Annotated in this window: 20 protein-coding genes and 1 tRNA gene; 3 read left to right on the forward strand and 18 right to left on the reverse strand. The window is 70.9% G+C overall.

The window, feature by feature from the left end; all coding sequences use genetic code 11:
• A complete protein-coding gene (locus EXU32_RS09155; RefSeq protein WP_130629624.1) occupies positions 1–858 on the forward strand; it encodes an amidohydrolase family protein in 858 nt (285 codons plus the stop codon).
• Here EXU32_RS09155 and EXU32_RS09160 read toward each other — a convergent pair.
• Together EXU32_RS09160 and EXU32_RS09165 are read right to left on the reverse strand one after the other, a co-directional pair.
• Entirely contained in the window at positions 841–1,272 is a 432-nt protein-coding gene (locus EXU32_RS09160; RefSeq protein WP_130629625.1) for a hypothetical protein, read from the reverse strand. The two genes, EXU32_RS09155 and EXU32_RS09160, sit on opposite strands and share 18 nt — an antisense overlap.
• On the reverse strand, positions 1,269–1,601 hold the full coding sequence (locus EXU32_RS09165) for a cupin domain-containing protein (RefSeq protein WP_130629626.1): 333 nt from the start codon (positions 1,599–1,601) through the stop codon (positions 1,269–1,271). The genes EXU32_RS09160 and EXU32_RS09165 overlap by 4 nt, the downstream gene beginning before the upstream one ends.
• 66 nt (positions 1,602–1,667) lie before the next feature.
• On the opposite strand from EXU32_RS09165, the gene EXU32_RS09170 reads away from it, so the two are divergent.
• Complete coding sequence (locus tag EXU32_RS09170; RefSeq protein WP_130629627.1) at positions 1,668–2,243, forward strand: peroxidase-related enzyme; 576 nt, start codon at positions 1,668–1,670, stop codon at positions 2,241–2,243.
• Between the two features lie 19 nt (positions 2,244–2,262).
• Here EXU32_RS09170 and EXU32_RS09175 read toward each other — a convergent pair whose 3' ends face one another.
• The 8 genes from EXU32_RS09175 to EXU32_RS09210 form a co-directional block, all read right to left on the reverse strand.
• Entirely contained in the window at positions 2,263–2,793 is a 531-nt protein-coding gene (locus EXU32_RS09175) for a DUF488 domain-containing protein (protein WP_130629628.1), read from the reverse strand.
• Positions 2,794–2,800: 7 nt separating this feature from the next.
• Positions 2,801–3,973 (reverse strand): benzoate/H(+) symporter BenE family transporter, encoded by a 1,173-nt coding sequence (locus EXU32_RS09180; protein ID WP_165399629.1) that lies wholly within the window; start codon positions 3,971–3,973, stop codon positions 2,801–2,803.
• Positions 3,974–4,038: 65 nt separating this feature from the next.
• A tRNA-Ala gene (locus tag EXU32_RS09185) sits at positions 4,039–4,114 on the reverse strand.
• A gap of 80 nt (positions 4,115–4,194) precedes the next feature.
• On the reverse strand, positions 4,195–4,869 hold the full coding sequence (locus EXU32_RS09190; protein WP_130629629.1) for a histidine phosphatase family protein: 675 nt from the start codon (positions 4,867–4,869) through the stop codon (positions 4,195–4,197).
• Entirely contained in the window at positions 4,866–5,255 is a 390-nt protein-coding gene (rsfS, locus tag EXU32_RS09195) for a ribosome silencing factor (RefSeq protein ID WP_130629630.1), read from the reverse strand. Before rsfS ends, EXU32_RS09190 begins: the two co-directional genes overlap by 4 nt.
• Before the next feature lie 10 nt (positions 5,256–5,265).
• Complete coding sequence (nadD, locus tag EXU32_RS09200) at positions 5,266–5,838, reverse strand: nicotinate-nucleotide adenylyltransferase (RefSeq protein WP_242612745.1); 573 nt, start codon at positions 5,836–5,838, stop codon at positions 5,266–5,268.
• A 17-nt stretch (positions 5,839–5,855) separates the two neighbouring features.
• A complete protein-coding gene (locus EXU32_RS09205; protein WP_130629632.1) occupies positions 5,856–6,059 on the reverse strand; it encodes a hypothetical protein in 204 nt (67 codons plus the stop codon).
• 461 nt (positions 6,060–6,520) lie between these two features.
• On the reverse strand, positions 6,521–7,786 hold the full coding sequence (locus EXU32_RS09210; protein ID WP_130629633.1) for a glutamate-5-semialdehyde dehydrogenase: 1,266 nt from the start codon (positions 7,784–7,786) through the stop codon (positions 6,521–6,523).
• Between the two features lie 38 nt (positions 7,787–7,824).
• Between EXU32_RS09210 and pdxY the strand changes: the two genes are divergently transcribed.
• Positions 7,825–8,679, forward strand: coding sequence for a pyridoxal kinase PdxY (gene pdxY / locus EXU32_RS09215; protein WP_130629634.1), 855 nt, complete (start codon positions 7,825–7,827; stop codon positions 8,677–8,679).
• 3 nt (positions 8,680–8,682) lie between these two features.
• On the opposite strand, the gene proB is transcribed toward pdxY, so the two are convergent.
• The 8 genes from proB to EXU32_RS09255 form a co-directional block, all read right to left on the reverse strand.
• Positions 8,683–9,804, reverse strand: a complete 1,122-nt coding sequence (gene proB / locus EXU32_RS09220) for a glutamate 5-kinase (RefSeq protein ID WP_130629635.1) — start codon at positions 9,802–9,804, stop codon at positions 8,683–8,685.
• Positions 9,804–11,312, reverse strand: coding sequence for a GTPase ObgE (gene obgE, locus EXU32_RS09225; RefSeq protein ID WP_130629636.1), 1,509 nt, complete (start codon positions 11,310–11,312; stop codon positions 9,804–9,806). The genes proB and obgE overlap by 1 nt, the downstream gene beginning before the upstream one ends.
• 94 nt (positions 11,313–11,406) lie before the next feature.
• On the reverse strand, positions 11,407–11,670 hold the full coding sequence (gene rpmA, locus EXU32_RS09230) for a 50S ribosomal protein L27 (RefSeq protein ID WP_130629637.1): 264 nt from the start codon (positions 11,668–11,670) through the stop codon (positions 11,407–11,409).
• A gap of 33 nt (positions 11,671–11,703) precedes the next feature.
• On the reverse strand, positions 11,704–12,012 hold the full coding sequence (gene rplU, locus EXU32_RS09235; RefSeq protein ID WP_130629638.1) for a 50S ribosomal protein L21: 309 nt from the start codon (positions 12,010–12,012) through the stop codon (positions 11,704–11,706).
• A gap of 157 nt (positions 12,013–12,169) precedes the next feature.
• Positions 12,170–12,760 (reverse strand): hypothetical protein, encoded by a 591-nt coding sequence (locus EXU32_RS09240; protein ID WP_130629639.1) that lies wholly within the window; start codon positions 12,758–12,760, stop codon positions 12,170–12,172.
• Entirely contained in the window at positions 12,745–13,326 is a 582-nt protein-coding gene (locus EXU32_RS09245; RefSeq protein ID WP_130629640.1) for a hypothetical protein, read from the reverse strand. The genes EXU32_RS09240 and EXU32_RS09245 overlap by 16 nt, the downstream gene beginning before the upstream one ends.
• Positions 13,327–13,336: 10 nt before the next feature.
• Positions 13,337–14,824: a WXG100 family type VII secretion target gene (locus tag EXU32_RS09250; RefSeq protein WP_130629641.1), complete on the reverse strand. Its 1,488-nt coding sequence runs from the start codon at positions 14,822–14,824 to the stop codon at positions 13,337–13,339.
• Positions 14,825–14,935: 111 nt separating this feature from the next.
• Positions 14,936–17,947 (reverse strand): Rne/Rng family ribonuclease, encoded by a 3,012-nt coding sequence (locus EXU32_RS09255; protein WP_130629642.1) that lies wholly within the window; start codon positions 17,945–17,947, stop codon positions 14,936–14,938.
• Between the last annotated feature and the right edge of the window lie 25 nt (positions 17,948–17,972).

The following is a 17,972-nucleotide window of genomic DNA, read 5'->3' on the forward strand; positions in this document are numbered from 1 at the left end:
ATGGACGCGCGCGACCTGCCGGAGATCATCGACATCCACACCCACTTCATGCCCCAGCGGGTGCTCGACAAGGTGTGGGCCTACTTCGACTCGGCCGGTCCGCTCCTCGGGCGGGCGTGGCCGATCACGTACCGCGAGGACGAAGGGAGCCGCCTGGCCACCCTGCGAGCGCTCGGTGTGCGGGCCTTCACCTCGCTCAACTACGCCCACCGGCCGGGGATGGCCCAGTGGCTCAACGACTGGTCGAGCGAGTTCGCGGCACAGCACGACGACGTGCTGCACTCGGCGACCTTCTACCCCGAGCCGGGCGCAGCGGACTACACGGCGGCCGCGATCGAGGCCGGTGCACGGATCTTCAAGGCCCACGTTCAGGTCGGTGACTACTCGCTGGCCGACCCGCTCCTGGACGACGTGTGGCCGGTGCTGGAGCGCAGCCGCACGCCAATCGTCATGCACGCGGGCAACGGCCCGGCACCCGGCCGCTTCACCGGGCCGGAGTCCGTACGCGACCTGCTGCAGCGCCACCCGGGTCTCGTGCTCGTCATCGCCCACATGGGCATGCCCGACTACGGCGACTTCCTCGACATCTGCGCCGAGCACCCCGATGTGCGCCTCGACACGACGATGGCCTTCACGGACTTCACCGAGGAGACGTCCCCCTTCCCCCGCGAGCGCCTGGACGACCTGGCCGCGCTCGGTGACCGGGTGCTCTTCGGCAGCGACTTCCCCAACATCCCTTACCCCTACGAGCACGCGGTCGACGCCGTGCGGGGGTTGGGTCTGGGCGGCGAGTGGGAGCGCAAGGTGTTGCACGACAACGCTGCTCGGCTCTTCGAGATCTCAGCTGCGCAGGTGTGACAGCACCATCCCGACGGGGATGCTGATCGCCAGGACCAGGAGCAGGGCGCGGTAGGCGAGCGCGGCCGCTGACGGCACCCTCGCGACCCGGGCACGCAGGGCGAGGACCAACGCGACGACGAGCAGCACCGACCCGCCGTCGACGAGCAGCGGCGTCGTGACGAGGGTGCCGCCGATCACGAGGGCGCTGCCGAGGTTCCAGCCGGCCAGCTGCACCCAACCGGCCCGGTCGTCCCCGTCGTCCACCGCCCGGAAGCGACCCATGACGTACTGGGCCACACCGACGACGAGCACGAGATAGGCCGCAGCCCAGCTCCCCTTCGTCCAGTCCATCGGACCGGTGACGGCCGCGACGAGCCCACCCGCGACCACACCCAAGGCCCCGAGGGCGGTGAGCGCGCGAGCAGACGTCACGCCCCGGTGCCGACGCTGAGCAGCACGACGGCGTCCTCGAGGGCCAGCAGGTCATGCCGAGCCGGCGGGATGACGAGCATCTCCCCCACGCCGCCCTCCCAGGTGTCCTCACCAGCGGTCAGGCGCACCCGCCCGTGCAGCACCTGCAGCGTCGCCTCCCGCGGGCTGTCGTGCTCGGCGAGGGCCTGGTCCTGCAGGAGGGCGATGAGGGTCTGACGCAGGACGAAGTCATGGTGACCGTGGACCGTCACGGCGCTGCGTCCGGCGGATCCCTCTCGTGCCTTGCCCAGGTGCTCCTGCGCCAGATCGGTCAGTGACAGAGACTCCATGATGGCTCCTTCGACGGGGATGTGTCCTCCCATGGTGCTCCCTCCCGGACCCGGTACGTTGCCGTCATGGGTCAACAACAGCGTCCGATCTCCTTCCTCCGAGTCCCCGACGTGGACGACGTACCCGAGGGCGTCCAGCGGCTGTGGTCGAAGTCCAAGGAGGCCTTCGGCTTCATCCCCAACGTCTTTCGCGCTCAGGCGCTCAACGGCGCCCAGTTCGAGGCGTGGTGGAAGTACTTCAACCTCCTGGTCAACAAGGAGGGCCACCTGAGCAATGCCGAGCGCGAGCTCATCGCGGTCGTCGTCAGCGGCATCAACCAGTGCACCTACTGCGCCGTCTCCCACGGGGCGGCCCTGCGCGAGTACTCGGGCGACCCGGTGATGGCCGACCTCGTCGCGGTCAACTGGCGCCAGGCCGAGCTGAGCGACCGTCAGCGGGCGATGGCCGAGTACGCCGAGCTGCTCACGACGGCTCCGGGCTCCGTGGAGGCCGCCGACCTGGAACCGATGCGTGAGGCCGGTCTGGACGAGCACGAGATCCTCGAGGCGGTCCAGGTCATCGGGATGTTCAACATGACCAACCGCGTCTCCAGCGCCCTGGGCATGGTCCCCAACCACGAGTACCACGCGCAGGCGCGCTGACCTCGCTCCTCGTCGAGGCTCAGTCCTCGTCGGCGGTGCCCGGGTAGGTCACCCTGGTTCCGTCGACGACGGCGAAGGAGGTCAGCGTGTGCTCCTTGGGCGCGCCGTCCCCGATGATGTCCAGGACGGTGACGCCCCGCACGAGCAGCGCGTCGCCGACGAGCGAGCGATGACAGCGCCAGGGCACCGCCTCGGCGCACATGATGACCGGTGACTCCGCCTCGGCGATCTCCAGCAGCCGGGCCAGGCCCCGCTCGAACTCCTCGGTGCCCATGTGGTCGGCATAGCCCTGGAAGGAGGCGTTGCGCCACTGCGTGTTGACCGAGTCCGGTCGGCGCTTGCGCAGACCGCCCAGCTCCTCGATGCGCGTGTACCCGAGCCCCGCCTCGGTCAGGGACGCCTCGAGGGCGTCATGCCAGTACTGCGGGTTGTGCCGCGACTTGGGCACGGTGCGGATGTCCACGACCCGCGTGATGCCGAGCTCGTGCAGCAGAGTGATGAACTCGTCGACGGGCCGCGTCGAGTGACCGATCGTGTGGACGGTGCTCATCCAGCCATCATGCACGCGCGCGGTGCGAGCGCAGGACTCCCCTGACGACGAGCCCGACGACGATCGCCCAGAAGGCGGCGCTGATGCCGGCGATGGCGATCCCCGAGGCGGCCATGACGAAGGAGGTGACGGCCGGGACGTGGTCCGCGGGCTCGGCGAGGGCCGCCTTGAGCGAGACCGCGAGCGTCCTCACGAGGGCCAGCCCGGCGACGGCCGGGACGACGCCCTCCGGGGCCAGGGAGACGAGCGTGGCGAAGGCCGCGGAGGCGATCCCGACCGGGACGAGCAGCACGCCCGAGGTCACGCTGGCGATCCACCGACGCGAGGTGTCCTCCCCCGCCTCCGGGCCCGCCGCGAGCGCAGCGCTGATCGCCGCGAGGTTGATGCCGTGACCACCTGCCGGGGCACCGACGACCGTGCCGACACCGGTGACGAGCATCGAGCGCCGCCACGGCACCTCGTAGCCGAAGCCGCGCATCACCGCCATGCCCGGGACGTTTTGCGAGGCCATCGTCACGAGGTAGAGCGGGAGGGCGATGCCGACCAGCCCCCCGAGGGTGAAGGCGGGCGCCGTCAGCTCCAGCCTCGGCACGAGGGCCGCCGCGTGCACGGGAGTCCCCGCCAGGGAGAGGTGGACCGCGATGACGACGGCAGCCGCGACGAAGGCGAGGGGCGAGGCCCACCGGGGCAGGAAGCGTAGCGCGAGGAGCCACACGAGCACGACGGGCCCCACGGCCCACGGGTTGGCTGCCATGCCCGTCACGGGCCCCAGGCAGAGCTGCAGGACGATGCCCGCGAGCATCGCCTGCGCGATGGCGGCGGGGATGCGGGTGATGAGGGCGCCCAGCGCCGGGACCAGCCCGGTCATGACGACGAGGGCGCCCGTGACGACGAAGGCTCCGACGGCGGCGGGCCAGCCGCCCTCGACGGCGCCGGTGGAGGCGAGCAGCGCCGCGCCGGGCGTCGACCACGCGATGGTGACCGGCAGGCGGGTGGACAGGGACAGGACGATCGAGCCCAGCGCCATGAGCACCGTGACGGCCATGAGCCCGCTCGCGGCCTGGGCATGGCTCGCGCCAACCGCCTCGAGACCGGCCAGGACGATGACGAAGGCACTCGTGAAGCCGACGAGGGCCGTGACCACCCCGGCGCCCACGGGTCGGAGGGTGACATCGCGCATGGGCGCAAAGGTACGGGAACGCACAAGGCCCGGACCGTGTCGGTCCGGGCCTTGTGCTCTACCACTGGTGGAGCTGAGGGGATTCGAACCCCTGACCCCCTCCATGCCATGGAGGTGCGCTACCAACTGCGCTACAGCCCCGAGTGGGTTTCCCCCGAAGGGGACTGCCAGACTATATCCATAGGCCCCCCTCGATCACCAAATCGAGTGGCGCCGGGGGCTCACAGCCCTTCGGCGGAGGCATTCCACTGGGTGATCCGCCACCCGGCACGCCCCTCCTCGAGGCTGGCCCAGTGGCAGTTGCCGAAGCCGCCGAGCACCCGCCAGGCGGTGCTCTGGTCGAGCCCGACGAGCTCGGCGACGAGCGAGCGTCCGGTGACGCCGTGGGTGGCGATGACGACGCACTCCCCCGGGTCCATCGACGCCAGGAGCTCGTCGAGGGCCGCGCGGGCGCGCGCGCCGACATCGGCGAGGGACTCACCGTGGCCGCCGCGCTTGAAGTCCTCGCCGCTGATCAGCTTGTCGGCGTCCTGCGGGTACTGCGAGTACACCTGCGCGGCCGTGAGGCCCTGCCAGCCTCCGGCGTGGATCTCGCGCCACCGCTCGTCCGTGGTCACCTGCAGGCCGCCGCTGGCGGCAGCCACCTCGTCAGCGGTGTCGCGGGCGCGCACGAGGTCCGAGGAGACCACGCGGGTGGGACGAAGGGAGGCGATCGCCGCCGCGGCCGCGCGCGCCTGCTCACGACCCAGGTCGGTCAGCTCGTGGTCGAGCTGGCCCTGCCAGATGCCCTTGAGGTTGGAGCCGGTCTGACCGTGCCGCAGCACGATGAGGCGACGGGGCTCCCCCTTCGTGCCGCCGACGGCCTCCGCAGAGATCCGGCGGGTGGCGTCGCTCACTGCTGGCCCTCGGCCTGCTGCGAGCCCACCGCCCCGAGGTCCAGGTGCGGGCAGTCGCGCCAGAGGCGCTCGAGGTCGTAGAAGTCCTTCTCGTCGTCGTGCTGGCAGTGCACGACGATGTCGCCGAAGTCGAGCAGGACCCAGCGGCCGGGGCCGTGGCCCTCTCGGCGCAGCGTCTTGACGCCCGCCTCCTCGCGCAGGGTGTCCTCGACCGCCTCGGAGATCGCCTGCACCTGGCGCTCGTTGTCGGCGGAGACGATGACGAAGATGTCGGTGAGGGGCATCTGCCCGGACACGTCGAGTCCGGTGATGGTCGTCGCGAGCTTGTCGGCCGCCGCGCGGGCGGCGGTGGTCGCAAGGTCGAGGGCGTGCTGGGTGGCTACCACGGTGTGTCGGTCACTTCCGGTCGTCTGTGTAGAGCTCGTACTTGTTGATGTACTGCACGACGCCGTCCGGCACGAGGTACCAGACTGGTTCGCCGTCGCTGACGCGCTGGCGGCAGTCGGTGGAGGAGATCGCCATGGCGGGCACCTCCTGGAGGGTCACCTTGTCCTCGGGCAGGCCCGACTCGCTCAAGGTGTACCCGGGACGGGTGACGCCGATGAAGTGGGCCAGGTCCCACAGCTCGTCGACGTCCTTCCACGACAGGATCTGCGCGAGGGCGTCGGCGCCGGTGATGAAGAAGAGCTCGTCATCGGGGCGCACCCGACGCAGGTCACGCAGGGTGTCGCTGGTGTAGGTCGGTCCGTCACGGTCGAGATCGACCCGGCTGACGGTGAACCTCGGGTTGGAGGCGGTCGCCACGACCGTCATCAGGTAGCGGTGCTCGGCCGGGCTGACCTGCTTGTCGGCCTTCTGCCACGGCTCACCGGTCGGCACGAAGACGACCTCGTCGAGGTCGAAGCGCGACGCCGCCTCGCTGGCCGCCACGAGGTGGCCGTGGTGGATGGGGTCGAAGGTCCCACCCATCACGCCGAGGCGCTTGCTCAGTGCTGGTCCTCGGCGTCGGGCCCGTGCTCGTCGTGGGCCACGGTGTTGTGCTCGGCGGGGAGCTTGGTCGCGGCCTGGCGGAAGGCGAAGAGGACGCCGAGCATCATCGCGAAGACCAGCAGGGCGAACAGGCCGTACATGGCGGGCGGGACAGGCAGCTCGTTGGACTCAGCGACGAGGGAGGCGAAGGTGCTCAGCATGAGGCCCATGCTACCCGGACGTTGTCCACCGTCGTCATCCACAGGCCGGTGGGGGACGGCGAGGACATCCCGGTCTTCCTGTGGACAGGTCTGTGGGTGGTGTCCGCTCGGCGATGGGTGCGCCCTGCTGTTGCCGTCAGTGGTCCAGGACGCGTAGAACAGACCTCACACCGCGGCCGCTCGGGGAGGGTGCCCACCCGCTCTCGGGGGCCGGCAGGACCACAGGGATAACGACATTGCACGCCCGCACGGGGCCACCCCCGTGCCGGGCACCGGCGACTCGAGCAGTGTCGGCGCCTCCTGGTCCACGTGTCACCGCGACGTCGCGGCCTCGTGCCCGATGTCGTGCCTGCAGTCGCCGCAGGGCCCGCGAGGGAACGTGCCACGGACACGGTCGAGGGCCTTCTCCATCGACGGAGAGGGCCCTCGGCCAGCGTCAGGGGTGGTGCGCGCAGGGGGGCTCAGCCGCGGATCTGCCCGTCGCCCTCCACGACCCACTTCGTAGTGGTCAGCTCCGGCAGCGCCATCGGGCCGCGGGCGTGCAGCTTTTGCGTCGAGATGCCGATCTCCGCACCGAAGCCGAACTCGCCACCGTCGGTGAAGCGCGTGGAGGCGTTGACCATCACGGCCGCCGCATCGACCTCGGCGGTCCAGCGGCGAGCGGCGCCGCGGTCCTCCGTGACGATCGCCTCGGTGTGGCCCGAGCCGTGCCGGCGCACGTGCTCCATGGCCGCGTCGATGTCGTCGACGACCGCGACCGACATCTGCAGGTCCAGGTACTCCGCGTCGAAGTCCTCGTCGGTCGCCGGGAGGACCTCGATCCCCTCGGTGGCCAGCTGCGCGGTCGCGGGGTCACCGTGCAGGACGACGCCCGCGCCGGCGAGCTCGGCCAGGGCCTTGGGCAGGAACTGCTCGGCGACCTCACGGTGCACGAGCAGGGACTCCGCCGAGTTGCACACGCTCGGGCGGTGGGTCTTGGAGTTGACCGTGATGGCCAGCGCCTTGCCGAGGTCCGCCGCCGCATCGACGTAGACGTGGCAGTTGCCCACGCCCGTCTCGATGACCGGGACGGTCGACTCGAGCACGACGGCCCGGATCAGGCCCGCTCCCCCGCGCGGGATGAGCAGGTCGACGAGCCCGCGGGCGGTCATCAGCGCGGTCACCGCGTCGTGGCCGCCCTCCAGGAGCTGGACGGCGTCCTGCGGCAGCCCCTGCGCCGCGAGCGCCGAGCGCAGCGTGTCGACGAGGGTCCGGTTGGTGCTCGCCGCGGCGGAGCCGCCGCGCAGGATCATCGCGTTGCCGGACTTCAGCCCCAGCCCGGCAGCGTCGACGGTGACATTGGGCCGGGCCTCGTAGATCATCCCGATGACGCCCATCGGCACCCGGACCTGGCGGATCTGCAGCCCATTGGCCAGCGTCGAGCCGCGCACGACCTCCCCCACCGGATCGGGCAGGCCGGCCACGTCCCGCAGGGCCTGCGCCACGGCGGCCACGCGGTCTGCGTCGAGGGCGAGGCGGTCGAGGAGGCCGGCGGCCATCCCCCCTTCGCGTCCCCGCTGCAGGTCCTCGGCGTTGGCCGCGACGACCCGGTCGGTGGCTGCGTCGACGGCGTCGGCGAGCGCCAGGAGCGCGGCGTCCTTGTCGGCGCGGGTCAGCAGGGCGAGGTGGCGGGAGGCGGTGCGGGCCCGCTGCGCGAGGTCCCGGACGACGGCGGTGCTGTCACTCATGGCCACAGGGTAGGCCGAGGCGGTGAGATGATGCCGAGGTGACCACGATCCTCTCCATCCAGTCCCATGTCGCCTACGGACACGTCGGCAACTCCGCCTCCGTCTTCCCGATGCAGCGCCTCGGTGTCGAGGTCTGGCCGGTCAACACGGTCAACTTCTCCAACCACACCGGGTACGGCGCGTGGCGCGGCCCGCTGATGGACCCGGCCGACGTCGCGGACGTCATCACGGGCATCGGTGAGCGCGAGGCCTTCGGCGACATCGACGCCGTCATCTCCGGCTACCAGGGCGGCGAGGGCATCGGCGCGACGATCCTCGAGGCGGTCGCCCAGGTCAAGGCGGCCAACCCCGAGGCGATCTACGCCTGCGACCCGGTGATGGGCAACGAGACCTCCGGCTGCTTCGTCCACGAGTCGATCCCCGTGCTCCTGCGCGAGAAGGTCGTGCCGCACGCCGACCTCATCACGCCCAACCAGTTCGAACTGGGCTACCTCACCGGCACCGAGCCGCACTCGCTCGAGGAGACGCTCGCCTCCGTCGATGCCGCCCGCGCGATGGGCCCGAGCACGGCGCTCGTCACCTCGGTGCTGCGCCCCGACCGGCCCGAGGGCACCATCGAGATGCTCGCCTGCCACCACGACGAGGCGTGGATCGTGCGCACCCCGCACCTGCCGCTGAAGGCCAACGGCTCGGGCGACGTCACCGCGGCGCTCTTCACGAGCCACTGGCTGCGCACCCGGTCGCTGCAGGAGTCGCTGGGCGCGACCGTCTCGGCGGTCTTCGACCTGCTGGAGCTCACCCTCGACTCCGGCAAGCGCGAGCTGCAGCTGGTCCAGGCGCAGGAGTCCTACGCCCACCCGCGGATGCAGTTCGAGGTCACGCGGGTGCGCTGAGGCTCACAGGAGCGCGAGGTGGTCCCGGTGGATGACCTCACGCTCGTACTGCGGCCCGATCGCCTGGGCCAGCTCCTTGGTGCTGCGGCCCATGAGGTGCGGCAGCTCGCCCGAGGTGTAGTTGACCAGGCCGCGGGCGATGACCGTGCCGTCCGGGCCGACGACGTCGACCGGGTCGCCGTCGACGAAGGAGCCGGTGCACCCGGTGATGCCTGCGGGCAGCAGCGAGCGACCACGATCACGAAGGGCGGTGACCGCACCCTCGTCGATCTGGATGGATCCGCGGGGTGTGGTCGCGTGGGCGAGCCACAGGGCGCGGGAGCCGCGCTTGCGTCCGTGCGGTGCGAAGAAGGTGCCGACGTCCTCGCCAGCCAGCGCCTCGGTGACGCGGTCGGCCGAGGTGAGCACTGCGGGGATCCCCGCGGCGTTGGCGATCGTCGCCGCCTCGACCTTCGTCGTCATGCCGCCGGAGCCGACCGCTGACCCGGTCCCCCCGATCGAGATCGCCTCGAGCTGTGCCGGGTCGGAGACGACGGTGACCCGCTCGGCGCCCGGGGTGCCCGGCGCGGCGGTGTAGAGGGCGTCGACGTCGGTGAGCAGCAGCAGCGCGTCGGCGTGGATCAGCTGGGCGACGAGGGCCGCGAGCCGGTCGTTGTCACCGAAGCGGATCTCGTGCGTGGCCACGGTGTCGTTCTCGTTGACGATCGGGACGACCCCGAGGTCGAGCAGGGAGTCGAATGTGCGCTTGGCATTGGTGTAGCTCGTGCGACGGGTGATGTCGTCGACGGTCAGCAGCACCTGGCCGATGAGGTGCCCGTGCCGGCCGAAGGCCCGGTCGTAGGCCGACAGCAGCACCCCCTGGCCGACGCTCGCCGCGGCCTGCTGGCGGGCCAGGTCCCGAGGGCGGGTGGTCATGCCGAGCGGACCGATGCCCGCCGCGATGGCGCCGGAGGAGACGAGCACGATCTGGGTGCCCTCACCCCGGCGGGCGGACAGGGCGTTGACGAGCGCCGTGAGGCGAGCGACGTCGAGCTCTCCCCCGGCGGCGCTCGTCAGCGACGACGAGCCGACCTTGACGACGATGCGCTCGGCGCGGGCGACCGCTCCGCGGGCATCGGCCGGCATCAGTCGTCCTCGGTCCAGTGCCCGGCCTGGCGCTCGGTCCACAGGCCCTCGCGGGCCTCGGTCTGCGCGTCCTTGCGGGCGTGGAACTGCTCGCGACGCTCCTGGGTCGTGCGGCGGCTGTTGTCCTCGAAGCGCAGGTCGGTGCCGCGACCGCCGAGCAGCTCGGCGCCACCGACGATGGTGGGCTCCCAGTCGAAGACGACGGCGTTGTCCTCGGGCCCGATGAGCACGGCCGAGCCGGCGACCGCCCCGGCCTTGGTCAGCTGCTCCTCGACGCCAGCGCGGTTGAGGCGGTCGGCGAGGTAGCCGACCGCTTCGTCGTTGGCGAAGTCGGTCTGGAAGACCCAGCGGGTGATCTTGTCGCCGACCACGTGGAAGACCTCGCCGTCCGGGGTGGTCTCCTTGCGCACGACGAAGCCCGCGTCGTCGACCGCCTTGGGCCGCAGGATGGTGCGCTGCGGGACGATGTCGATCGAGATCTCCGCGCGCGCGGCCTGCACGTGGCGGGCCATGGCGAAGGTCAGCTCCTTCAGCCCGGTGTGCGCGACCGCGGATACGATGAAGACCTCCAGGCCGCGCTCCTCCAGGTCGGCCTTGACCATCTCGGCCAGGTCGAGGGCGTCCGGGACGTCGGACTTGTTGAGCACGACGATGCGGGTGCGCTCCGACAGCGGCTTGCCGCCGAGGGTGTCGTCGGCGACATAGGCGGCGAGCTCGGCCTCGATGACGTCGAGGTCGCTCATCGGGTCGCGCCCCGGGTCGAGGGTGGCGCAGTCGATGACGTGGACGAGGACCGAGCAGCGCTCGACGTGGCGGAGGAACTCCAGGCCCAGGCCCCGCCCTTCGCTCGCGCCGGGGATCAGACCGGGCACGTCGGCGACCGTGTAGCGCGCATCGCCCGCGGTGACCACACCGAGGTTGGGCACGAGCGTGGTGAAGGGGTAGTCGGCGATCTTGGGTCGGGCCGCGGACAGCACCGACACGAGCGAGGACTTGCCGGCACTCGGGAAGCCGATGAGGGCGACGTCGGCGAGCGACTTCAGCTCCAGCACGACGTCGGTGGACTGCCCGGGCTCGCCGAGCAGGGCGAAGCCGGGCGCCTTGCGGCGGGCGCTGGAGAGCGCCTTGTTGCCCAGCCCGCCGCGGCCGCCCTGGGCGGCGACGAAGCGGGACCCCGGGGTCACCAGGTCGGCCAGGACGTCACCGTGCACGTCGGTGACCACGGTGCCGGCCGGCACGGGCAGGACGAGGTCGCCGCCGTTGGCGCCGTTCTTCTCGTCGCCACCGCCGGGCGCGCCGTTGGTGGCCTTGCGGTGCGGGCTGCGGTGGTAGTCGAGGAGGGTCGTGACCTGGTCGTCGACGACGAGGATGACGTCGCCGCCGTGCCCGCCGTTGCCTCCGTCGGGGCCGCCGAGCGGCTTGAACTTCTCGCGGTGCACGGAGGCCACGCCGTGGCCGCCCTTGCCGGCCTCGACGTGCAGGGTGACGCGATCGACGAAGGTCGTCACGACCTCACCTCTTCTTGATCTGTGGGTTTGGTGCGGGTACGGCGAAGGGGGCAGGTCAGCGGACCCGCCCCCTTCGCGCATGCATGGTGTCGCGTCAGCTGGCGGAGTCCACCGGCAGGACGCTGACGATCTTGCGGCCGCGCTTGGCGCCGAAGGTCACCGAGCCGTCCGCGAGGGCGAACAGCGTGTCGTCGCCACCACGGCCGACGTTGTCGCCCGGGTGGAAGTGGGTGCCACGCTGGCGCACGATGATCTGACCGGTGCCGACGATCTCGCCGCCGTACCGCTTGACGCCGAGGCGCTGGGAGTTGGAGTCGCGTCCGTTGCGGGACGAGGACACACCCTTCTTGGAAGACATGTCAGTGGGTTCCTAACTGTTGAAGAAGAAGGCTCAGGCCTTGATGTCGGTGATCTTCAGCTGCGTGAGCGGCTGGCGGTGACCCTGGCGCTTGCGGTAGCCGGTCTTGTTCTTGTACTTCATGATCGTGATCTTGGGGCCCTTGGCGGCACCCAGGATCTCGGCCGTGACGCTGACCTTGGCCAGCTTGTCGACATCGCTCGTGACGGTCGTGCCGTCGACGACGAGGATCGGCTTGAGGTCGATGCTGTCGCCAGCCTCGCCCTTGATCGAGTTGATGAGGATGGTGTCGCCGACGGAAACCTTCTCCTGGCGGCCACCCGCGCGAACGATCGCGTACATCAGTGGAACTCACTTTCGGTTCAGGTGCACTCGCTCTGTCTGACCGGCCAACAGTCCCCGTGCCAAGGCACGAAGCGTCCGCTCGGTGGGCGCACCGAGAGCAAAGACTACCGGCCACCCCCACCACCGGCAAAACGCTGGCCGAAGGGGGGTGCGCTCACCCGGGCGCAGTCAGCTGGTACTCGAGGACGTGCTCGCCGTCCGGCTCGTCCACGGGGTGCAGCCCGACGGTGAAACCCAGGCTCTCACCACCGTTGAGCCAGACCTCCTGCCGGCCCTCCCCGACGGACGCGACGTAGGAGTCGAGGGCCGATCCGTCGACACCCACGGTGTCGCCGACCGTCTTCAGACGCGTGGTGAGCGCCGCCGTGTCGTCCTGGTCCTCGAAGAGGGCGATGCTCTGCACCTCGCTGCCGTCCGCGCCGACGAGCACCCTGATGACATCGGCAGGCACGACGAGGTCTCCCCTACTGCCGCGGACGGTCACATCTATCGGGTCCTCGCCTCGGACGTCGACGTCGCGCAGGACCTGCCCGTCGCCGGCGCCGAGATCCGTGGCCGTGATGGGGGCACGCAGGTCGATGACCGCCCGGCCCTCGTCCTCGATGTGCTCGACCCCGGCCGCCGTGAAGGAGGAGTTGTCCCCGGTGCCCGTGGTGGCGCCGTCGGACGACCCGAGGCTCGCCGAGCAGCCGGTGAGAGCAAGCGCTGCGACGCCCGTGGCGACCGCCCTCACAGACGCAGCCACTGGCTCTCCTCGGTCTCGGCGGGTGCCTCGGGAGTCGTGGATGGCCCGGACTCGAGGGGCGTCACCGACCACTCGAGCACCTCCAGCGCGGGGACGTCGGCTCGGGCGGGCATGCGGTGGACCGTGAGGCCGACCCGCACGCCGAGGGCCTCCCCGGCCCTCAGTCCGTGTCGCCTCCGGCGCTCGACCGGCCCCGAGGCCAGACGTGCGACGAGCGCGTCCGTGGGGGCTTCCTCCATCCCTGCGGCCTGCGCGGTGCGCCGAACCTCGTCGGCCGCCGCATCACGGTCGTCGAAGGGTCGGGTGAGCCCGACGACCGACATCGTGCCGTCGACGCCCAGGTGGAGGCGGATGGTCGTCGCGTCCACGCGCAGCCTCGCGTCGGGGCCGATGACCGTGACCGAGACCGGCCGGTCGAGGGGAGCATCGACATCCCAGACTGGACCGGGGTCTCCGCCGAGCAGCTGCTCGGCGTCCGGCCAGCCGCGGGTGAGGTCGATGACGGCCGCGCGCTCCCGGTGGATCGTCTCCACACCCGCGGTCGAGAAGGTCGAGCTGTCCATCATGGGTCGCACCCTACTGTCGCGCGTCGACGTCGAACCCGCGCAGGAGGCGCAGGACGATCTCGTCGACATTGTGGCTGGGCCGGCCCTCCTGGAGCCGGGTGTCGAAGTCGGACTCGACGATCGTGCGGATCTCGTCCTCGGACAGGTCCGTGAAGGCCGGCCAGGTGTCCTGCTCGATCAGGGCCCAGCGCGAGGACTGGTCGGCGACGTTGCCGTTGGGAAGGGGTGTGGTCACCGTGACCGTCCCCTGCAGGGGGTTGTCCCGCGACGTGAAGGGGATGTTCTGGGGACCGGCGGTCTCGACGTCCACCGTGACCGGGAAGACCTGTCCGAAGGTCCGCGCCCCGGGGATGGTCGGTGCACCGATGAGGGTCATCCCGTAGGTGACGGCGGGCCCGGTCGGCATGTGGTGGTACATGTTCTGGTAGTCGTCGACGATGATCTGGTTCTGCTCGCGCCACAGGAGCCGGTGGTTGCCGTCCGCCACCCGATCCGGGTCACCGGAGTCGATCCCCTCCCAGGCCTGCAGTGAGTTGTCGTCGACAAGACCGGCGGCGTGCATCCGCTCGATCTCCTCGATGCCCCCGTCCACATAGGCCTGGTGCATCGATCCTTGGTCGAAGAAGATCTCCTGCTGCATGGACAGCAGGCTCGTCTCGTAGAACTTCAGGTCCTCGTCGCTCATCGACGCCAGCTCGCGCATGAGGGTGCGGTCCGGCTCCGGGAGGACCTGGGCCCCCTGCTCCACGCGCTGCGCGATCTCGCGCATCATGCCGAGGTCGGCAAAGCCACCGGCGAAGCTCGGCCCGATCATGTTGGCCATGGCCGCCCATGAGAGGTCGGGGTTGTCCAGGTACAGCTGACCGTAGTACTCGTAGACCTTGGTGATGATCTCCTCGTTGCCCTCGAACCCCTGCGTCGGATCCCACTCCGCCGGGTCGATGCCCGCCTCACGCAGGGCCTGGTCGATCCAGTACTGCTCGAGGTAGTCCGCGTACGGCTGTGGGTCGTCCTCGAAGAGCCCGTCGTCGAAGGCCTGGTCGAGCGCCTCCTTGGTCCCCTCCGGGTCAGCGGTCGCCAGGTCTCGGAACTCGTCACTCGCGAGGAAGGCCGCCCGCTCCTGCGGTGTCATGGCCTCCAGCCGGTCCTGGAGGTTCGCCGCGACGTCCGGCGGTCGTTGCGGCGCCTTGGGCCCCGGCACCGGTGGCGAGATCCCATCCGAGCCGCCGCTCGCCGAGTCCTGGTCCGCGGCCTGTGCCCGAGCTTGTGCGCCGGAGTGCTGCAGGAGAGCTCCCGCCTCCTCCAGCCGCTGCCGCGCCACGTCCCAGTCGCGTGCGAAGTCTGCGGAGTCCTGCCCTGACCAGGCGTCCGCCAGCACGGCGATCTGTGCGCTGCCCTGCTGCTCGAACTCCCTGAGCCACCTGCCCTCGGCGATCAGCTGGTCGCCGATCTCACGCAGTCTCGTCGAGTCCGCGCCGTGCGTCACCGATGCATTCACGTGTGGTGTCCCCTGTCGTCGAGCACGACCCTACCCAGACGACGACCACGGGCCCATGGGGAACACTCCCCATGGGCCCGTGGTCGTCGCGCCACCGGAGAACCGGTGCGGTCAGGCCTGCGGCGGACCGGCCTGCGACGTCACCCGCTTGCGCTTGGGACGGGCCGGAGCAGCCGGCTCGGGGTCGGCCACCGGGGTGGTCGGGGCCTCGCCCGACTCCCCCGCCACCTTGGTGATCGGGGCAGCCGGCGTCTCGACGGGGGCCGTGAGATCCACCGGCGTCAGCGCGACCGGCGCACCGGCGCTCGAGGCGGCGCGACGGCCACCACGACGACGCTTCGGGGCCTCCGGCTCCGGCTCCGGCTCGGTCTCCAGCGCGGGCTCCGGCTCCGGCGTTGCTGCCTCGACCGGCTCCGGTGCCACCTCGGGCTCGGGCTCGGTGGCCGGGGTCAGGTCGACCGGCTCCAGGGCCACCGGGGCGCCGGCGCTCGAGGCGGCGCGACGGCCACCACGACGACGCTTCGGGGCCTCCGGCTCCGGTGCCGTCGCCTCCTCGGGCGCCGGCTCCTCGACCACGGGCTGGTCGAGCGCGGGGACCTCGAGCTCGGCGACATCGTCCTCGCCGGGCTCCCCCGAGATGTTCTTGATCGCAGCGGCGTGGGCCGCCGCAGCGATCTGGGCCGCGGTGCGGCCGTTGGCGTCGGTGGTCTCCTCGACGGGCTCCTGACGCTGCTGGGAGGAGTCGGACTCTCCCTTCGACCGGCCACGACGGGACCTGCCGCCGCCGTTGCCGTTGCCGCCGCCACTACCGCCGTGGTTGCCCCCCGCGTGACCGCCCGGGTCGTGGTGGACGGGCTCGCTGTGCACGATGATGCCGCGGCCCTGGCAGTGCTCGCACTCCTCGCTGAAGACCTCGATGAGTCCGGCCCCGACCCGCTTGCGGGTCATCTGGACCAGGCCGAGCGAGGTCACCTCGGCGACCTGGTGCTTGGTGCGGTCGCGTCCCAGGCACTCCAGGAGGCGACGCACGACCAGGTCGCGGTTGGCCTCCAAGACCATGTCGATGAAGTCGACGACGATGATGCCGCCGATGTCGCGCAGCCGCAGCTGACGCACGATCTCCTCGGCCGCCTCGAGGTTGTTCTTGGTGACCGTCTCCTCGAGGTTGCCCCCGGAGCCGATGAACTTGCCGGTGTTGACGTCGACGACGGTCATCGCCTCGGTGCGGTCGATGACGAGCGAGCCACCCGAGGGCAGCCAGACCTTGCGGTCCATCGCCTTGGAGATCCCCTCGTCGACCCGGTGCGCGCCGAAGACGTCACCCTCACCGGTCCACTGCTCGAGCCTGTCGGACAGGTCCGGGGCCACGGCGTCGACATAGCCCTTGATCTCGCGCCAGGCGCTCTCGCCCGAGACGACCATCGAGGCGAAGTCCTCGTTGAAGATGTCGCGGATGACCCGGACGGTCATGTCGGGCTCGGCGTGCAGCAGCACGGGCGCACCGCCGGAGGAGCCCTTCTTGACCTTCTTGGTCTCGGCCGCCTCGCTGACCTTGTCCCAGGCCTTGGTGAGCCGCTCGACGTCGGCGGTCAGCTCCTTCTCGGAGGCGCCCTCCGCAGCGGTGCGCACGATGACACCGGCGCTGTCGGGGACGACCTGCTTGAGGATCGCCTTCAGCCGCGAGCGCTCGGTGTCCGGGAGCTTTCGGGAGATACCGGTCATGCTGCCCTCGGGCACGTAGACCACGTAGCGGCCCGGCAGGGAGATCTGCGAGGTCAGGCGCGCACCCTTGTGACCGACCGGGTCCTTGGTGACCTGGACGAGGACCGAGTCGCCGGCCGACATGGCGTTCTCGATGCGACGGGCCTGGCCGTTGCCGACGCCCTGCGCCTCCCAGTTGACCTCACCGGCGTAGAGCACGGCGTTGCGGCCCTTGCCGATGTCGATGAAGGCGGCCTCCATGCTCGGCAGCACGTTTTGCACCCGACCGAGGTAGACATTGCCGACCAGGGTCGACGTCGTCTCACGGGAGACATAGTGCTCGGCGAGCACGCCGTCCTCGAGGACCGCGATCTGGGTGCGCTCGCCCTGCTGGCGCACGACCATGACGCGCTCGACGCTCTCGCGGCGGGCGAGGAACTCGGCCTCGGTGATGATCGTGCGGCGACGACCCTGCTCTCGGCCCTCGCGGCGACGCTGCTTCTTGGCCTCGAGGCGGGTGCTGCCCTTGATCGACTGCACCTCGTCGCGGCGCGACTCGCGCACGCGGGTCGTGGTGCCGGGCGGGTCCTCCTGCCGGCTGCCGCCGTTGTTGTTGCCGCCACCGCTGCCACCACGCCGACGACGCCGGCGACGACGCGAGCTCGAGCCGCCGTCGTCGTCGGAGTCGTCGCTGTCGTCGGAGTCGTCCTCGGCGGAGGTGTCGTCGGCGTCGGAGTCGTCGGTGGGCTCGTCCTGCTGCTTGTTGCCCCGACCCCGACCGCGGCCACGACCCCGGTTGCGGCTGCTGCCGCCGCCGTTGTTGCCGTTGCCCGAGCCCTCGTCGGAGGAGTCGTCGTCCGAGGTGTCGGACGAGGTGTCATCGCTCGAGGAGTCGCTGTCACTCGAGGAGGCGTCGCTCGAGGTGGTGTCACTCGAGGAGGCGTCGCCGGACGCGGCGGAGCCGTCATCGGAGGAGTCCGTCGAGCGGTTGTTGCTGTTGCGGCCCCGGCCACCACGACGACGGCGACGGCGGCCCCCTTCGCCCTGGGTGTTGTCGTCGTCGCTGGACTCGCTGGAGTCGCTGGAGTCGTTGCTCTCGTCGCGCTCGCTGCGGTCGTCGCGATCGTTGCGGTCGTCGCGATCATTGCGGTCGTCGCGATCATTGCGGTCGTCGCGATCATTGCGGTCGCTGCCACGCTCGTCGCGCGTGTCGACGTCGTCCTCGTAGGAGTCCTCGTCCGCAGGCTCCGGCTCTGGGGCTCGGCGGCGCGGCGGCGCGGCGACGGTCGTCGGCGGCTGGAAGAGCAGTCCGAAGGACGGCACGGCCGCGACCGGAGCCGGCTGCTGGGTGGTCTCGTCCTCGGCGGTGGTGACGTCCTCTTCGAAGGACTCGTCACGCTGGTTGTCGTTGTCGGTGGCCATGCGGCACCTCCTGCACCTCGACCGG

This window comes from Janibacter limosus (assembly GCF_004295485.1).
GTDB lineage: Bacteria > Actinomycetota > Actinomycetes > Actinomycetales > Dermatophilaceae > Janibacter > Janibacter limosus_A.

Coding starts and splice junctions, on each gene's coding strand:
- EXU32_RS09155 (WP_130629624.1), top strand. CDS start 1: ATGGACGCGCGCGACCTGCCGGAGATCATCGACATCCACACCCACTTC.
- EXU32_RS09165 (WP_130629626.1), bottom strand. CDS start 1,601: ATGGAGTCTCTGTCACTGACCGATCTGGCGCAGGAGCACCTGGGCAAG.
- EXU32_RS09170 (WP_130629627.1), top strand. CDS start 1,668: ATGGGTCAACAACAGCGTCCGATCTCCTTCCTCCGAGTCCCCGACGTG.
- EXU32_RS09175 (WP_130629628.1), bottom strand. CDS start 2,793: ATGAGCACCGTCCACACGATCGGTCACTCGACGCGGCCCGTCGACGAG.
- EXU32_RS09180 (WP_165399629.1), bottom strand. CDS start 3,973: ATGCGCGATGTCACCCTCCGACCCGTGGGCGCCGGGGTGGTCACGGCC.
- nadD (WP_242612745.1), bottom strand. CDS start 5,838: ATGGGTGGGACCTTCGACCCCATCCACCACGGCCACCTCGTGGCGGCC.
- EXU32_RS09205 (WP_130629632.1), bottom strand. CDS start 6,059: ATGCTGAGCACCTTCGCCTCCCTCGTCGCTGAGTCCAACGAGCTGCCT.
- EXU32_RS09210 (WP_130629633.1), bottom strand. CDS start 7,786: ATGAGTGACAGCACCGCCGTCGTCCGGGACCTCGCGCAGCGGGCCCGC.
- proB (WP_130629635.1), bottom strand. CDS start 9,804: ATGCCGGCCGATGCCCGCGGAGCGGTCGCCCGCGCCGAGCGCATCGTC.
- rpmA (WP_130629637.1), bottom strand. CDS start 11,670: ATGTCTTCCAAGAAGGGTGTGTCCTCGTCCCGCAACGGACGCGACTCC.
- rplU (WP_130629638.1), bottom strand. CDS start 12,012: ATGTACGCGATCGTTCGCGCGGGTGGCCGCCAGGAGAAGGTTTCCGTC.
- EXU32_RS09245 (WP_130629640.1), bottom strand. CDS start 13,326: ATGATGGACAGCTCGACCTTCTCGACCGCGGGTGTGGAGACGATCCAC.
- EXU32_RS09255 (WP_130629642.1), bottom strand. CDS start 17,947: ATGGCCACCGACAACGACAACCAGCGTGACGAGTCCTTCGAAGAGGAC.